The 16,235-nt window shown below is 47.8% G+C and carries 16 protein-coding genes, 1 pseudogene and 2 riboswitches; of the genes and pseudogenes, 11 read left to right on the top strand and 6 right to left on the bottom strand.

Annotated features, from left to right (window positions below; genetic code table 11):
- Positions 1-12: 12 nt before the first annotated feature.
- Complete coding sequence (gene hemE / locus J2S00_RS05845; protein WP_307336677.1) at positions 13-1,077, bottom strand: uroporphyrinogen decarboxylase; 1,065 nt, start codon at positions 1,075-1,077, stop codon at positions 13-15.
- Positions 1,078-1,262: 185 nt separating this feature from the next.
- Here hemE and J2S00_RS05840 point away from each other — a divergent pair, with 185 nt between their 5' ends.
- The 6 genes from J2S00_RS05840 to J2S00_RS05815 all read left to right on the top strand — a co-directional run bounded on the left by J2S00_RS05840 (position 1,263) and on the right by J2S00_RS05815 (position 8,057).
- Entirely contained in the window at positions 1,263-1,544 is a 282-nt protein-coding gene (locus tag J2S00_RS05840; protein ID WP_307336676.1) for a YgaP family membrane protein, read from the top strand.
- Between the two features lie 62 nt (positions 1,545-1,606).
- On the top strand, positions 1,607-1,744 hold the full coding sequence (locus J2S00_RS05835) for an EYxxD motif small membrane protein (protein ID WP_307336674.1): 138 nt from the start codon (positions 1,607-1,609) through the stop codon (positions 1,742-1,744).
- A 492-nt stretch (positions 1,745-2,236) separates the two neighbouring features.
- Complete coding sequence (locus J2S00_RS05830; protein ID WP_307336671.1) at positions 2,237-4,636, top strand: 3-hydroxyacyl-CoA dehydrogenase/enoyl-CoA hydratase family protein; 2,400 nt, start codon at positions 2,237-2,239, stop codon at positions 4,634-4,636.
- A 47-nt stretch (positions 4,637-4,683) separates the two neighbouring features.
- On the top strand, positions 4,684-5,865 hold the full coding sequence (locus J2S00_RS05825) for an acetyl-CoA C-acetyltransferase (protein ID WP_307336669.1): 1,182 nt from the start codon (positions 4,684-4,686) through the stop codon (positions 5,863-5,865).
- 55 nt (positions 5,866-5,920) lie between these two features.
- Positions 5,921-7,705: an acyl-CoA dehydrogenase FadE gene (locus tag J2S00_RS05820; RefSeq protein ID WP_307336666.1), complete on the top strand. Its 1,785-nt coding sequence runs from the start codon at positions 5,921-5,923 to the stop codon at positions 7,703-7,705.
- Between the two features lie 196 nt (positions 7,706-7,901).
- Complete coding sequence (locus tag J2S00_RS05815) at positions 7,902-8,057, top strand: DUF1540 domain-containing protein (protein ID WP_307336663.1); 156 nt, start codon at positions 7,902-7,904, stop codon at positions 8,055-8,057.
- A 191-nt stretch (positions 8,058-8,248) separates the two neighbouring features.
- Here the strand turns inward: J2S00_RS05815 and J2S00_RS05810 are convergent, their stop codons facing one another.
- The 5 genes and pseudogenes from J2S00_RS05810 to aroD form a co-directional block, all read right to left on the bottom strand.
- A complete protein-coding gene (locus tag J2S00_RS05810) occupies positions 8,249-8,377 on the bottom strand; it encodes a hypothetical protein (RefSeq protein ID WP_307336660.1) in 129 nt (42 codons plus the stop codon).
- 80 nt (positions 8,378-8,457) lie between these two features.
- The gene (locus tag J2S00_RS05805; protein WP_307336657.1) at positions 8,458-8,982 is read right to left on the bottom strand and encodes a DUF3189 family protein; all 525 of its coding nucleotides are present in this window, start codon (positions 8,980-8,982) and stop codon (positions 8,458-8,460) included.
- A 122-nt stretch (positions 8,983-9,104) separates the two neighbouring features.
- The gene (locus J2S00_RS05800; protein WP_307336654.1) at positions 9,105-9,359 is read right to left on the bottom strand and encodes a hypothetical protein; all 255 of its coding nucleotides are present in this window, start codon (positions 9,357-9,359) and stop codon (positions 9,105-9,107) included.
- 181 nt (positions 9,360-9,540) lie between these two features.
- Positions 9,541-9,734, bottom strand: a pseudogene (locus J2S00_RS05795) (ATP-binding cassette domain-containing protein); the annotation flags it as partial.
- Positions 9,735-9,818: 84 nt separating this feature from the next.
- Positions 9,819-10,574 (bottom strand): type I 3-dehydroquinate dehydratase, encoded by a 756-nt coding sequence (gene aroD / locus J2S00_RS05790; protein WP_307336651.1) that lies wholly within the window; start codon positions 10,572-10,574, stop codon positions 9,819-9,821.
- Between the two features lie 531 nt (positions 10,575-11,105).
- Positions 11,106-11,300, top strand: a riboswitch (cobalamin riboswitch).
- 219 nt (positions 11,301-11,519) lie between these two features.
- Positions 11,520-11,713, top strand: a riboswitch (cobalamin riboswitch).
- Between aroD and J2S00_RS05785 the strand changes: the two genes are divergently transcribed.
- The 5 genes from J2S00_RS05785 (at position 11,671) to J2S00_RS05765 (ending at position 16,235) form a co-directional block, all read left to right on the top strand.
- Positions 11,671-11,799 (top strand): hypothetical protein, encoded by a 129-nt coding sequence (locus J2S00_RS05785; protein ID WP_307336649.1) that lies wholly within the window; start codon positions 11,671-11,673, stop codon positions 11,797-11,799. Its footprint overlaps the riboswitch before it by 43 nt.
- Before the next feature lie 271 nt (positions 11,800-12,070).
- Positions 12,071-13,744 carry a precorrin-3B C(17)-methyltransferase gene (cobJ, locus tag J2S00_RS05780; protein WP_307336646.1) on the top strand — a complete coding sequence of 558 codons (1,674 nt, stop codon included), beginning with the start codon at positions 12,071-12,073 and terminating at the stop codon, positions 13,742-13,744.
- Between the two features lie 22 nt (positions 13,745-13,766).
- Positions 13,767-14,663: a sirohydrochlorin chelatase gene (locus J2S00_RS05775; RefSeq protein ID WP_307336643.1), complete on the top strand. Its 897-nt coding sequence runs from the start codon at positions 13,767-13,769 to the stop codon at positions 14,661-14,663.
- Between the two features lie 62 nt (positions 14,664-14,725).
- Positions 14,726-15,517 carry a precorrin-6A reductase gene (cobK, locus tag J2S00_RS05770; RefSeq protein WP_307336917.1) on the top strand — a complete coding sequence of 264 codons (792 nt, stop codon included), beginning with the start codon at positions 14,726-14,728 and terminating at the stop codon, positions 15,515-15,517.
- A gap of 64 nt (positions 15,518-15,581) precedes the next feature.
- Positions 15,582-16,235, top strand: coding sequence for a precorrin-8X methylmutase (locus J2S00_RS05765; protein ID WP_307336641.1), 654 nt, complete (start codon positions 15,582-15,584; stop codon positions 16,233-16,235).

Genomic DNA, 16,235 nt, shown 5'->3' with positions numbered 1-16,235 from the left:
GTCTTGTTTTCTTTACTGTGCCGGTTGTTGCATAAGCGATGAGGAATATTGATGGACAAAGGCCGTCAGTTGTTTCAGTTTGTCAAGGGAGGCTTCCGGGAACAAACCGTGCCCCAAGTTAAAAATGTAGCCAGGCTGGCGGCACCCTTGGTCAATGATGATCTTGGCATAACGTTCAATGACTGGCCAAGGGGCGGTTAGCACCATGGGATCCAGATTACCCTGCACAGCAAAAGATGGTCCGAGGCGCTTCCTGGCCTCACTGATCTCCACCCGCCAATCTACACTGATCACATCGGCTTTGATCTCCCTTAAATAGGGGAGAAGCTCCCCAGAAGCAACGCCGGGGAAATAGACTTTAGGGGCGTATACATCAGCCAAACGCTCAAAAATTGCTTTAATGGCAGGGAGCACATAAGCGCTGAAATCTGCAGGCGAGAGCGCGCCAACCCAGCTGTCAAACACTTGCACAGCATCTGCCCCCGCTTTGATTTGTGCTCGCAAATAGGTGCTAACCATGTCAGCTAACTTGTCCATCAGTTGCCGCCACAGCTCCGGTTCACTATACATTAATTGTTTGGTTCGGCGATAATTTTTTGACGGCCGTCCTTCAATAATGTAGCTGGCAATGGTAAAGGGTGCCCCGGCAAAACCGATCAGTGGCACGTTTAACTCACGTTTCAGGATGCGGATCGTTGCCAGGACATGGCCAAGATCTTCTTCCACCTGAATGGGTTTTAGGCTCTCGATATCCGCTTTGGTCCGTACAGGATTATGGATGACCGGTCCCACATTTTTGACAATGTCAAAATCAATGCCGAGGGAAGCAACCGGGTTCATAATGTCAGAGTATAAAATGGCAGCGTCTACTCCCAGCTTGCGTACTGGCATCAGGGTCACTTCTGCAGCAAGCTCGGGCTGGGCACAAATCTCCAGTAATGAATACTTTTCTTTAATTTTCCGATACTCAGGATCATAGCGGCCGGCTTGGCGCATATACCATACCGGCAGCTGTTCCACATGTTCCTTGCGGCAGGCTTTCAGGAACGAGTCATTAAATGTGTCGGCTTTTGTCATGTTTTTCCCTCTCTTTTCGTCTCACTAACTTTCATTATGACGATTTTTGCGGGCAGGATCAAGGTTAGCACCGTGTGCAGATTTGACAAATCATTGACAGCAACAATCAGAGCCGACATGCATGATTCGTGCCTTTTTTTACATACTAAGGACATGGTAAGCATGTTACGAAGGAGGAACAAATGATGAAGAAAAATGTCGGTACGTTTGACGCCATTGTGCGTATCACGTTTGGTTTGACTGGTGTAGCTTGGGGAACTGCCCAAATGGTTCGGCATCCCAACCGGGGATTTCCCATGATGGTCACAATGGCTTCGGCCATGAAAGTAGCGGAGGGCATTACCCGTTATTGCCCTATGCTGGCTATGTTAAACATGAACTCCGCACGCCTGCTGCCCTCAGAAAAACGGGAAGAGATGCCCAAGGATTATGAAGCTCCTCAAACCGGCTATTACAAAGAAACTTAAGTCTTTGAAGCTGCATTCCGGCTCGTATCAGCCGGATCAAAGGGGAACAGGGAGGATTGGTGATGAACCCAAGAGAGCATATGATCATGGAGTTGTCCAATGATTATGCCTTTGTGATCTTAACCATTGTCGGTGTGATAGGTGTGCTGTTATATGTTTATCGCGGGCGGAAGAAAGACCGGGGCAAAGCTGAGGATTAATAGTTATTGCGGTATGTCAGATGTATGGCTGGTCATTGAAATCTAAATGGCGTATGAATCCTGTGATCCGCAATCAGCTATGAGGAGTACGAATGTACGAAGATGATCAGAACGCTGATGTTGTGCATCAGCGTTCTCTTTACTAAGTTATACCATATTTATTCTGTCACAGGTGAAAACTTGTTACTTTTTCTAACAGTTTTTTTGACGCAGGATTAATGTTTTTACTAATTGGCCTATGCTGAATACAGCCACTTGAAAATTTTTAAATTTTTCTGTTGATAGAAAAATGATTTTGGCTTATAGTATAAGTAGAATATTCTAAAGCGTTTACATTCCAGGCTGATGTGCAGGAATGTTTTTTCAGCACCAATAATGAATGAACATTCATTCAAAATGTAAAGCATATGTATCTTAATAGGGTACATAGCGCCTGTTTCACCTCTGGTACAGGCCTTAAACAACAGAACATTTCAGGGAGGGGAATAGACAATGGGTTATCGTATCAACAAAGCGGCTGTGATTGGCTCCGGTGTGATGGGTGCCGGCATTGCCGCCCATTTGGCCAATGTGGGCATACCGGTGTACATGTTTGACATTGTGCCGCAATCTTTAACAGAGGAAGAGCAAAGGAAAGGCTTAACACTTGAAGACAAAGTGGTGCGCAACCGCATTGCCGAGCAAAACCGGCAAAAGCTGTTAAAGCAGAAACCGGCCCCTTTGTATGACAAAAGCCGGATTGAACTGATCACCGCCTGCAATCTGGAAGACGACCTGGACAAATTGAAGGAAGTGGACTGGATTGTAGAAGTGGTCGTTGAGCGCTTGGATGTGAAGCAGCAAGTGCTGGCCAAAATTGAGCCTTACCGTAAGGAGAATGCCATTGTTTCCACCAACACCTCCGGCATTTCGGTGGAGGCGATGAGTGAGGGGCGTTCCGAGGCGTTTCTCCGTCATTTTCTGGGCACCCACTTTTTCAATCCGCCCCGCTATCTGAAGCTGTTGGAAGTAATCCCAACGGCCAAGACGGATTCCGAAGTGGTGCAATTTATGAAAGAGTTTGGTGAAAAAGTGCTGGGCAAAGGGGTGGTGCTGGCCAAAGATACACCCAACTTTATTGCTAACCGCATCGGTTGTTACGGCTTGATGGTCATCGTGGACGAAATGGTCAAGGGCGGCTACAGTGTGGGTGAAGTGGACTCAGTGACTGGTCCGGCCATAGGACGGCCAAAAAGTGCCACCTTCCGTACTCTGGACGTGGTCGGTCTGGATACCTTTGCCCATGTGGCCCATAACGTGCGGGAAAATGTGAGCGATCCTACTGAACAAGATGTGTTCAAACTGCCGGATTTTATGCAGCACATGGTGAATAAAGGCTGGATTGGCTCTAAAGCAGGACAAGGCTTTTTCAAGAAAGTGAAAGGGGACAAAGGCAGCGAAATCCTGGAGTTGGATTACAACACCATGGAATATGTGCCGCGCAAAAAGTTGAATGCCCCTTCACTGCAACAAAGCAAAGGCAAAAAAGATCTCGCTGAGAAGATCCGGACCATTGTTTATGCCAAGGACCGGGCCGGCAAGCTGGTCTGGAACATTATGAAACGGGTGCTGCTCTATTCGGCTGACAAACTGGGTGAGATAGCCGATGATATTGTCAGCATCGACCAGGCCATGAAGTGGGGCTTCGGCTGGGAAATGGGTCCGTTCGAAACCTGGGATGCCATTGGTTTGCAACAATCTGTAGCCCGCATGGAAGAAGAAGGGGAACAGGTGCCCGACTGGATCAAAACGATGCTGGCCAAGGGGAAAACCTTCTTCTACAACCGGGAACAAGGCAAAACGTTCTATATCAGCCATGGTGAGTATAAGCAGGTGGAAGAACGGCCGGAAGAGATCTCCCTGGTGGCATTAAAAGAACAAGGCAAAGTGATTAAGCAAAATGCCGGAGCCAGCTTGATCGATATTGGTGATGGTGTGGCTCTGCTTGAATTCCATTCCCCGAACAATGCCATTGGAGCTGACATCATCCACATGCTGCACTTCAGCCTGGATGAAGTGGCCAGAAACTATGAAGGATTGGTCATCGGCAACCAGGGCAAAAACTTCTGTGTGGGTGCCAACTTGATGCTCTTGCTCATGGAAGCCCAAGAAATGAACTGGCCGGAAATTGACTTCATGGTGCGCCAGTTCCAGCAAGCAACCATGGCCATCCGTTACAGTGAAAAGCCGGTGGTGGCTGCACCATTCGCCATGACCTTGGGAGGGGGCACTGAATTCTGTTTGCCTGCCGCACGTATTCAGGCTGCTGCGGAAACGTACATGGGACTGGTTGAAGTGGGCGTCGGCTTGATCCCGGGCGGCGGAGGCAACAAAGAAGTGCTGTTACGCCTGTATGACAGTGTGCCGGACAAAGCCAATGTGGATCTGCAGCAGCTGGTCAATCTCGCTTTTGAGACGATCGCTATGGCTAAGGTGTCCACCAGTGCTGAGGAAGCCCGTCAGTATCAGTTTATCCGGCCGCAGGATGGCATCAGCATCAATCAAAGCTTCCTGATCTACGATGCCAAACAAAAAGTGCTGGAGCTGGCCCGGGCAGGCTACCGTGCGCCTCAGCCCCAAAAGATTCCAGTGGTCGGGCAAGAAGGAAAAGCCGTATTGCTGCTGGGCGCCTATACCTTCAAAAAAGGCGGCCAGATCAGCGACCATGATTACAAAATTGCCGAAAAACTGGCCCATGTCTTATGCGGAGGAAATCTGCCACAGGGAACCCTGGTGGATGAGCAATACTTGCTGGACGTTGAGCGCGAAGCCTTCTTAAGCTTGTGCGGCGAACCAAAAACACAACAGCGGATGCAATACATGCTCACCAAAGGCAAGCCTCTCAGAAACTAAGGGAACGCCAGCACATCAATCATCTGAAAAACAAGGAGGAGAGTGCCGTGAGAGAAGCAGTGATTGTAGCGGGGGCCCGCACACCGGTTGGCAAAGCAAAAAAAGGATCGCTCAAGCAGGTCCGGCCGGAAGATATGGGCGCCCTGGTTGTCAAAGAAGCCATTAAGCGCGCGGGAGATTTTGATCCTGCCTTAATTGAGGATATCATTATCGGGTGCGCCTTCCCGGAAGGGGAGCAAGGCATGAATATGGCCCGCATTATCGCCCTTCGTGCCGGGCTGCCCACCACCACACCGGGCATCACCATTAACCGCTTTTGCTCCTCAGGTTTGCAGGCGATCGCTTTTGCGGCGGAAAAAATTATGCTGGGCCATGCCGACGTGATGATTGCCGGCGGAGTGGAAAGCATGACCCGCGTGCCTATGGGCGGGCATAAAGTGGCTCCCAATCCCTGGCTGATGGAAAACTTGCCTGAAGCCTACATGAGTATGGGGCATACGGCGGAAGAGGTGGCCCGCCGCTTTGAAATCAGCCGTGAAGATCAGGATGCTTTTGCCGTGCGCAGTCACCAACGGGCAGCCGCGGCCATTAAAGAGGGTCGCTTCAAAGAGGAAATTGTCCCGGTGCCGGTTACCGAGCGTTATCTGGATGAAAACGGCCAGGTTCAGGAACGCACCTTCACCTTTGATACAGATGAAGGGGTGCGCCCCAACACTACCATGGAGATTTTGGCTACGTTAAAGCCGGCCTTCCATCCCCGGGGAACGGTGACAGCGGGCAATGCCTCTCAGACCAGTGACGGAGCAGCTGCTGTGGTGGTCATGAGCAGAGAAAAGGCGGATGAACTGGGCTTACAACCGCTGCTGGCCTTTAAATCCTTTGCTGTTGGCGGCGTTGATCCGGACATTATGGGTATCGGTCCGGTGGAAGCAGTACCCAAAGCTCTTAAACTGGCCGGTATTACCCTGGATGATGTAGGGTTGGTGGAACTGAATGAAGCCTTTGCTTCCCAGTCCATTCAGGTTATTCGCCACTTGGGATTGGATGAAGAGAGAGTGAATGTGAACGGCGGGGCGATCGCCCTGGGCCATCCGCTGGGTTGTACCGGAGCCAAACTGACTCTGACCCTGGCCTATGAAATGAGACGGCGTGGGGAACGTTTTGGGGTTGTGACCATGTGTATCGGCGGCGGCATGGGCGCAGCCGGTGTGTTTGAACTGTGTGAATGAGATTAAGAGAATGGAATATAAAGTGTGAATTAAGGAAAACAAGGAGGAGATAAACATGAATGATGTGAAATCCTTTGTGCGTGGCGGAGGCTTTTTAATCGAGGATGTCACGCCGGAGCAAGTGTTGACACCTGAAGAATTTAGTGAAGAGCACCGCATGATCGCCAAAACAACAGAAGAATTTGTGTTGAACGAAGTCAGACCGGTTTTGGAGGAAATTGAGAACCACAACTTTGAGCATACGGTGAGACTGTTGAAGCAGGCAGGAGAACTGGGTCTCTTGGGTGCCGATATACCTGAAAAATATGGCGGTTTGGGCTTGGACAAAATCAGTTCCTCTCTGATTACCGAATACCTGTCCCCGGGACGTTCTTTTGCCCTCAGTTTTGGGGCTCACGTGGGAATCGGCACTTTACCCATCGTCTTTTTCGGTAATGAAGAGCAGAAGAAAAAGTACCTGCCTGCCCTGGCTACGGGCGAAAAAATTGCCGCTTATGCCCTGACAGAACCTTCTTCCGGCTCCGATGCCCTGGGGGCCAAAACGGTGGCTAAATTAAGCGATTGCGGCAAATACTATCTGTTAACTGGGGAAAAGCAATGGATCACCAACTCCGGCTTTGCTGATGTGTTTGTTGTCTACGCCAAAGTGGATGGGGAAAAATTTACCGCCTTTATTGTTGAGCGGGACTATGAGGGTGTCTCCACCGGTCCTGAAGAGAAGAAGATGGGCATTAAGGGGTCATCCACCCGCACCTTGATCCTGGATGAAGCCAAAGTGCCTGTTGAAAATGTGCTGGGTGAGATTGGTAAAGGGCACGTGATCGCCTTTAATATTCTGAACATTGGACGCTACAAGCTGGCCGTGGGCTGCGTCGGTTCCACCAAACGGCTGCTGGAGATTTCGGTTAAATATGCGAAAGAGCGCAAGCAATTCAAACAACCGATTGCCAATTTTAACTTGATCAAAAACAAACTGGCCGACATGGCCATCCGCACCTTTGTTAACGAAAGCATGGTTTACCGCACCACTGGCCTGTTTGAAGAAAAGCTGGGCCAACTGAGCGAAGAGGAGATGCAAAACGGCCTGGAAGTGGCCAAATCCATTGCCGAATATGCCATTGAATGCTCCATCAACAAAGTATACGGCTCGGAAGCCCTCGACTTTGTGGTGGATGAAGCAGTGCAGATCCATGGCGGTTACGGCTACATGAGCGAGTACGAGGTGGAGAATGCCTACCGTGATTCCCGTATTAATCGTATTTTTGAGGGCACCAACGAGATTAACCGTTTGCTCATTCCGGCCACGCTCATGCGCAAAGTGATGAAAGGGGAGCTGGATCTGTTGTCCAAAGCCAGCGGCCTGCAGGAAGAGCTGATGATGCTGATGCCCCAGGAGCCGGATGAAAGCGAACTGCTGGCTAAAGAAAAACAGCATCTGGAGATGGCCAAAAAACTGTTCCTGATGGTAGCCGGCACTGGCGTGCAAAAATATCAGCAAGAGCTGGAAAAAGAGCAGGAACTGTTGGCCCACATCGCTGACATGGTCATTGAAATTTACGGCATGGAAAGTGCCATCCTGAGAACGGAAAAAGCCGTACAGAAAAACGGTGAAGCTAAGGAACAGCAAAAGCTGGACTACACCCGCGTCTATGTCCAGGAAGCCCTGCAGCGTCTGGAAGGGATCGCCAGAGAGAGTCTGGCTGCCATGGAAGAAGGGGATACCTTGCGTACCATGCTGGCCATTGTGAAAAAACTGACCCGTCACAATCCGATTAATACCATTGAAATCAAGCGGCGTATTGCCAACCGTATTATTGAAGCCGAAAAGTATGTGGTTTAAGTATGGTTGTTTAAAGCACCATGTGTGTAACATCAATCTCCTCTCTTGTCTAACGGCCGGAACAGAGTGTCCGGCCGTTTTTTTTAGCAAGGTCTTTAAATCACTCATGACAGAGAGAACTTTTCAGCTCGTATAAAATGGCAAGAATGCTTTTCCAGTGTACGGAGAAAATTAAGAGAACAGGGAGGTGAATGCCATGGCCAGAGATGTGTTGTGTGAAGTGAGCAACTGCAAATACTGGGAACAGGGCAATAAATGTGCAGCCGATGCCATTTATATTGTCAGCCATCACGGCAAACAGGCCGCTGATCAAAAAGAAACCGATTGTAAAACCTTTGAGCCTGAGGTTTAAACCGGCTGACATGGCTTAACACATGACGTCCAATATTGCCGTTCATCCCCTGTTTGAACATCTTTTAGAGCGGGCCATTGTCCCGCTCTATATTAGTCGCTCTAGGCTTTTTCTCCTTCGCGCACGCTCGTCGATTAAACTGCGGAGGTAACGAATCAGCTCCCGAACGTTGTTTCCGATTCGGAATGTAGCTACCTGTAGCAAGCCATGCCGCAACAAATCAGCAATACTTCGGCATCTTTGGCATCGGTTTTCCGTTCACAGACATTCTTCATGTTCCTGGCATTGACGACCAACGTTTCGATGTCTTCTATCTCCAACAAACGGGGGATTATTTCTTATATGAACACATAAACAAGTATTTCTAATAATAATGATTTAATTTTGAGTGAGGTACACATTATTTTTGGAAAGGGTTGACTTCAAAAGATTTATTGTCTAAAACTTTAACCGGAAGATGTGTTGTTTTGGCTACCTTTTTTGTATGATTTACGAGATCTGCAATGTTGTGATAAGTTTGTCTGGCTCCTCTAATTAGTAACGGAATTCCAATAAAATGAAGGCGTAATCGTCTTGAAAAAAGACCACCAAATGTCATGGATAAGGGGACCGTTGGTGAAGCATTAGAAAAAATGATTTTTTCTGTGAGGTTTCCATGACGGTGAAGGAGTAAACATAAATCTTGAAGAGCGGGGATTACTTCTTTTGACCTTCCTCTTCCAAGAGTATAAACCTTATTTCCTTCTCTATCTTCTCCATGAAAAATAATTTTCCCAAAGTCATCTGTTGATAATTTATTAAAAATATCGACATTAAGGATTTCTTCTTTCGTGGGAAGTCGGTCATTAGGTAATTTTTCGAGGTGATATGCAGCTGCTAAAGCCGATGAATGAGTACCGGCATAACAATTGTAAATGAATATCAACTTTACTCACCCTTTTTAGTACATTTAACTGTATTGCATAGATATATCCCCTTTATTACAAGGGGATATTGAACTCTTTATCTTTTGTTGTGTAGGGGGAATATAGTCAAAATATTTGCTTATTAAGCAGGTGGTGTAAATCCTCCGGTAAAAAAGAAGCCAATACCTATTGCTACAATTCCCAAAACAATGGACCACCAAGCTAATGTTCTCATAGGGCTGAACAGGGTAATGATCCCTAATACAACAGCAGTTCCGCCTAACCAGAATGGAGCGAAAAAGAGACCGATAACAGCTACAATAATACCTATCCAGCCAGTCCAACGAGCTATGTCTTTATTTAACCCAGCCTCTTTTCGACGTGTTTCTTCACTCATAAAATCAATACATCCTTTCCATTTGAGGTTTTATATTCAGATTTTGACTTTGCGTATTCAGTTATTTCCTAAAATGTTATGAAACATACTGGTAATTTTTAATACGACTCTCTAATATTGTATCATTTAGAGAGGATAACTTGTTGAGGATCATAGAACCGGAACAACAGATTCATGATCCATATCCGATCCAGCTGTGCAATCGCAATCGTCTAGCGGGATCTCTTCAATAGGAACTCCTGAGATAAAGATTTGTCTTTTCTCTGCAGGATACTGTCTTATCAATTGCTTCAGTAGAGTGGATTTACCGCTTCCTGTACGCCCCACTACACCAATCGTTTGCCCTCTTTTCAAAGAAAAGGAGACATTTCGCAACTTAACTTAATAAAAGTGAAGTAATTTAAAATTATTACAACATTGAAACCGAGCTTCCTAAACAAGGAAACTCGGTTTCGTTTTTTAATCGTATCCGATAGAATCTTTTACCATTCGGATTATCTGTTGAAGTGTTTCAATGGGAATTTGACCCGGGGCCGAACTTTTATCTCCAACAGCAAATGTAATAGCAGAACCGTAATACCAGCCAAATATTCTGCTAACTATACCAAGCTCTCCCATAGACATGGTTACAACAGGAATGGTTAAGGTTTCTTTCGCTTCTTTCGTTACTTCTAATAAAGTAATGACATCCTCCTGGCTGTTAGGCATAACGGCTGCTTTTGCAACATCTGCACCATAAAACTGCATCATCAATAAATGTTTAAAGATTTCTGTTTTTTTAGGTGTGCATTCAAAATTATGATAAGATAACACAAGTTTTTTTAGATGTTTATTTGAAACATCTCTTAAACGTTTAATGTGTTCAGGGTTATTCGATACCTCAAAGTCAATCATATCTATGAAATCGCTTTCGCACACCTTACAAAGTAACTCAACTCGTTCATCTTCAAGCAAAGGAATCTCTTGTCCACCTTCCGCTTGGGAGCGAATTGTAAATAGTAGAGGAATTCCATTGCTATGATTATAAATTTCCTGTAGTGTAGAGAACACTTCATCAAGTTGGTCAATATCGTTAAAAAAATCAACACGCCATTCTATCAAATCAGGATTCTTAGGAACAATAGTTACTAGTTCAGAGATAATTTCTGCTTTATTTTTACCAGTTAATGGTGTACATATGCACGGGAGTTCATTTTCATTTAAAAGTTCTTTCATAAAGGCCTCCTAATTTGCTTACCTTATTTTATGTTATGTATTTATAAAGAAGTACTTCTATCTATTAAATAATTAGAGGTAGTAATTAAGTAACAATAAATTTCGAAAATAATGATTATCAGGCGTATGATTAACCAATAACAAACAGTTTCAACGATCTATCCGTGAATTGATACTAATCCATTATTTTAATGATAAATGACAATTGGAGTAACGACAAGAGCGAAATAGAAAAATCATTTCTACAGCGCAAGCAAAGGGTGAATAAGTATTGAGGTTTTAATATAGAGAAAATAATAAAAAATGATAGAATAAAACCTGGCAACTGCATAAGCAGGGTGGGCGGTGGCCTCTGTAGCACAAGGGCAAAAAAGAAGTAACCCACCCTGTTTTGAGCCATATATAAAAGATTTTCGGCTGTACAAATAAAATCCTTTGAGCCGTTGGGCTCAGATTTATGAAACTGGTTCATATTGAAAAATAGGGCTTGTCAGACGGGAACATTTTTTGTTTAATAGAATTAAGAAAATTATATACACCTGCTCTAAAAGTGCCCGGATACCTATGCATTTGGGATAATAGGGAAATCGGTGAAAATCCGATGCAGCCCCCGCTACTGTGAGCGTGGATGAAATTGCAGCAAACCACCGGTTGTAAAGCAACCGGGAAGGTGCAAGAGTAAGATGAAGCGCGAGCCAGGAGACCTGCTTTTAGAGCTTGTGTCACTTTATCTTTCGGTGGGAAGGATAAAGGGGAAGGTGTCATAATGCCTTCATTTTGTTCGCCGTTTTTTACTCTCTGTAACGGAGATCTTTGCCAAGTTAGTACTTGTCTGATGGGTGAACAGATAGATTGGCTTAGACAAAGATGCACAGTCCCTGGTCCTCCGGCCAGGGCTTTTTTGCTTGCTTGGTGATTATTTACTCTACTATATTGGCTACAACTGCATAGAGGATCAGCAGAGGTGCCCATGGGTTGCCCAATGGGCTTAAAAGGGAAGTCCGGTGAGAATCCGGCACGGTCCCGCCACTGTATTTGGGGAGAGACCCGTCATGAAACCACTGGGTGTATCACCTGGGAAGGGAGATGGGAATCGATGAGCCATAAGTCAGGAGACCTGCCTCTGTTGGACTGGTCAGCTTCCTACGCGGATAGGAGAGTTGATGGGGAATGTGGCCTTGGATCCGTCACAGGCGATGTGGGTGGCCCCATGCGCGTGTTCTGATGGGGCAAACTTAAGGCCAAGTAGCAGATGGATTCATCATTCCTTTTCAACGGCACGCTTCCACGTGGGAAGGGTGTCTTTTTTTACAGTTTAAGAAAGTATATGTTTCTATACTTTCTTAAACATGCGTAAAAAGCTTCAGCTAACAAAGGATTGTAACCTCTTCGGGAAGACTTCAATCAGAAGCTTTTAATTATTGATCCAATTGAAAAAAGAGGTAGTGATCGAACCATCGTTGGGAGAGTGAATCTGAAGAATGGAGGGATAAGCGATGTCAGGCAAAATCATGGTTGTGGGATTCGGTCCGGGGGATTTGCAAAATATGACTTACCGGGCCAAGGAAGCCCTGGAAGAGAGCGACGTGATTATCGGTTACAAAACTTACGTTGAGTTGATCAGCCCGTTTTTAACCGGCCAGGAGATTGTCAGCACCGGAATGACAGAGGAAGTTTCCCGGGCCCAGGCGGCCGTTAAAAAGGCGGAAGAAGGGAAAAAGGTGGCGGTGATCTCCAGTGGTGATGCCGGTTTGTACGGGATGGCCGGACTGGTGTATGAAGTGCTGATCGCCAAAGGATGGCGGGAAGAGACGGGGGTGCCGGTAGAAATTATCCCGGGCATAACGGCCATCAACTCTTGTGCCTCTCTGTTGGGAGCTCCGGTGATGCACGATGCTTGCACCATCAGTTTAAGTGACCATCTGACCCCGTGGGAATTGATTAAAAAACGGATTGAAGCAGCGGCCATGGCTGATTTTGTTATTGCTTTGTACAACCCTAAAAGCGGGCGGCGGACCCGTCAAATCTTGGAAGCCCAGCAGATTTTACTGGCTCACCGTTCGCCGGAAACACCGGTAGGACTGGTCAAAAGTGCTTATCGGGAGAGACAGCACGTGGTGCTGACCACTTTGAAGGAGATGCTGGAACATGAAATTGGCATGCTAACCACGGTGATTATCGGTAACTCGACTACCTTTGTTTATGACGGCAAAATGATTACCCCTCGGGGGTATCAGCGTAAATACACGCTGGATAAAGATGAACAGCCCCTGGCACCCCATGAGCGGCTGCGCCAAGAAGCGGAGCCGTGGGCTTTGCCTGCGACAGATAAGCCAGCACCAGCAAAACCGGCTGAAACAACAGGAACAGAAAAGAAAGCAGTTGATGAAGGGGCGGAAAAAACACCGTACCAGTGGGCGATGGAAGCGTGGCAAAGACTTGCTCCTCAACAAGAAGCAGCCATCACTTCGCAGAAAGGAACCGCCATTTCCTCCCAGGCCCCACTGTCTGGGCAGGTAGAGGAGATCTTTGAAGCGGCGGTCAGTCCGGGTCTGGCAAACAAACAGTTTAAACCCGAACAATTGCAGAAGCTGGCCGAGGTGGTTGGTGAAAAAGGGTCCATCCGCTACAGCCGCCATCATCAGCTGGTGGTGGAAATCCCCACTCGGGATCCGGAGCGGGTGGTCAAACAATTAAAAGCAGCCGGCTTTTTGGTTGAACCGGTGGGCGACGTGGTGCAAATCAAAGCGTGTGACTTTTGTGATGGGGAAAAGTTTGACTCCATCCCCTATGCGGAAGAGCTGCACAAGCGGCTGGGAGGCCTTTTGGTTCCCAAAACCTTGAAAATTGGGTTTAACGGATGTGGCATGGCCTGTTACGGCGCGGTGAATGACGATATTGGCATTGTCTACCGCAAAGGACGTTTTGACCTGTTTTTGGGCGGTAAGGGTCTCAGCCGTACAGCCCATCCGGGACAGCCTGTGGCAGAGGGCATCCCCCCTGAAGAGCTGGTTGACCTGATTGAACGCGTTGTCCGTTTGTACGTGGAAGAAGGACATCCCAATGAGCGCTTCCATAAGTTTTTCAAGCGCGTCAAAGAAATTGAGGGCTTTAAATATCAAGATATGCGGCCGCCGATCACGGTGGAGCCAGTGGCTTGCGGGGATTAAGTACCGGAAGGAGGAGAACCGGATGAAACGGTTGGAAAAGAGACGGAAAGGGGTCCTGTTTGTGGGGCATGGCAGCAAAGATCCTGAAGGCAATCAGGAAGTGGCCACCTTTGTTGACATGATGAGGCCGCAACTGGAGGACTATCTTGTGCATCACTGTTATCTGGAGTTTGCCTCTCCTACCATCATGGAGGGCATTGAGCAATGTGTGGCCGACGGGGCAACAGAAGTGGCTGTCATTCCCATCATTCTGCTTCCTGCTGGCCATTCCAAGCTGCATATCCCCCATGAACTGGATGAAGCCCGCCGTAAATACCCTGAGGTCATCTTTCACTACGGGCGGCCGCTGGGGCAGCATCCGCAAACGGTGGATATCTTGCTGTCTAGGCTGAAGGAAAGCGGGCTTGGTTTAACAGAGGAGCAAGACAACGCAGCACTTCGGGAAACCGCGGTACTGGTGGTGGGCCGGGGCAGTTCCGATCCCGATGCCAACAGTGAGTTGTATAAGCTGACCCGGCTGCTGTGGGAGAAGGTGAACGTGAAATGGGTGGAGACTGCGTTTATGGGCGTGACTGAGCCCCTGTTAGAGGAGGGATTTGAGCGTTGTGTGCAGCTTGGCGCCAAACGGGTGGTCGTGCTTCCCTATTTTCTGTTTACAGGTGTGTTGATCAAGCGCATGGCCCGTATGGTTGAACGCTTTAGAGAACAACATCCTTCTTGTCAGATTAGCATGGCCCCCTATTTTGGTTATCATGATCAATTGCAGTCGATTTTACTGGAGCGGGTCCGTGAAGCCTTTGCAGGTGAGGTGCGGATGAACTGTGATCTGTGCCAGTACCGCCTCCATGCCCTGGAACATATGGATCATCACCACCATCATCACCACCATCACCATGATCACCATCACGAACATCGTTAGGATCACGGCAGGTGGACGAACAGCCACGAGGAGGCACTGATGCAAGAAGGGAGAGATCACGCGTGATATTTATGCTGGCTGGTACCAGTGATGCACGGGAACTGGCTGTGGCCATCAAGAATAGAGGGTACCGGGTGCTGGCTTCGGTGGTGACCGAAAGCGCGGCCAAGCGGCTGAATGAAGCTGGCCTTGAGGTACACGTTGGCCGTCTGACGGCAGAGCAGATGGTCGACGTCATTAAACGTCATGGCTGCCGGGTTGTGGTGGATGGCAGTCATCCCTATGCCGATCAAGCCTCACAAAATGCCGTCCAGGCAGCGCAGGAAGCCAATATTCCTTATATTCGCTATGAGCGGGAGAATCAGGTCTTTGAGCATCCCCATATTATCTGGGTTGACGATTATGAACAAGCCGCTGAGGCGGCAGCCCAACAAAAGGGTGTCATCATGCTCACCACCGGGAGCAAAACAGTGGACATCTTTGCCCGCCGGCTGCTGGGGATCCCTGAGGTGACGCTTGTTGTCCGTTTGCTGCCCCGCAAGGAAAATATGGAGAGATGTGAGCAGCTGGGCATTGAACAGCGGCACATCGTCGCCATGCAAGGGCCGTTTTCTAAAGCATTAAATCAGGCTTTGTATGACCATTACAGTGTGGATGTGATGGTCACCAAAGAGAGCGGCAAAGTAGGAGCGGTGGATGAAAAGGTGGAGGCGGCCCTTGAAAAAGGAATAAAGGTGATTATGATCAAACGGCCCAAAGTGGACTACGGGGTTTGTTATCACACTTACGATGAGGTGTTGCACCATCTGCAACAGTGGAGTTCCTGCTTGCTGGGGTGTAACTTTATCCGCTAAAAGCAGTTGAGCATGTTCGGGTGTGCTTTCTTTTTGATAAAAACATATGGGAGGTAGAAGCAACGTGGAATTTTCAAGCGGCTTTAAACCGATCACCATACAGCCACAGGAAATTGAAAGTAAAAGTTTTGAGATCATCAAGGAAGAGTTTGGGGCCCATGACTTTTCAGAGGCCGAATTTACTGTTGTGCAGCGCATTGTCCATGCGTCAGCCGATTTTGAACTAGGCAGAAGTCTTATCTTTCATCCCCAGGCGGTGGAAGCCGGGGTGCGTGCGATTCGTCAGGGCCGGCCGGTGGTGGCCGATGTGCAAATGGTTCAAGTGGGGATTAATAAACCCCGTTTGGAGAAATACGGCAGCCAGGTCAATGTCTATATTTCTGATCCTGATGTGGCTGAAGAAGCGAAACGGCACAATGTGACCCGGGCCATCATGGCTATGCGCAAAGCGGTGAAGGAGGCAGAAGGAGGCATCTTTGCTATCGGCAACGCGCCCACGGCACTGTTGGAATTGATACGGCTGGTGAAAGCGGGAGAAGCCAAACCGGGGCTGATCATTGGGCTTCCTGTCGGGTTTGTTTCTGCTGCGGAGTCCAAAGAAGAGCTGGCCAAACTGGACATTCCCTATATCACCAACATTGGCCGCAAAGGCGGCAGCACAGTAACAGTTGCAGCTGTCAATGCTTTATCCCTTCTGGCCGAACAGGTGGTTGAGTAA

Origin of the sequence: Caldalkalibacillus uzonensis (assembly GCF_030814135.1) — a bacterium.
Taxonomy (GTDB): domain Bacteria; phylum Bacillota; class Bacilli; order Caldalkalibacillales; family Caldalkalibacillaceae; genus Caldalkalibacillus; species Caldalkalibacillus uzonensis.
Note: the sequence above shows the minus strand (reverse complement) of the source record. Positions and strands in the feature narration are given on the sequence as shown.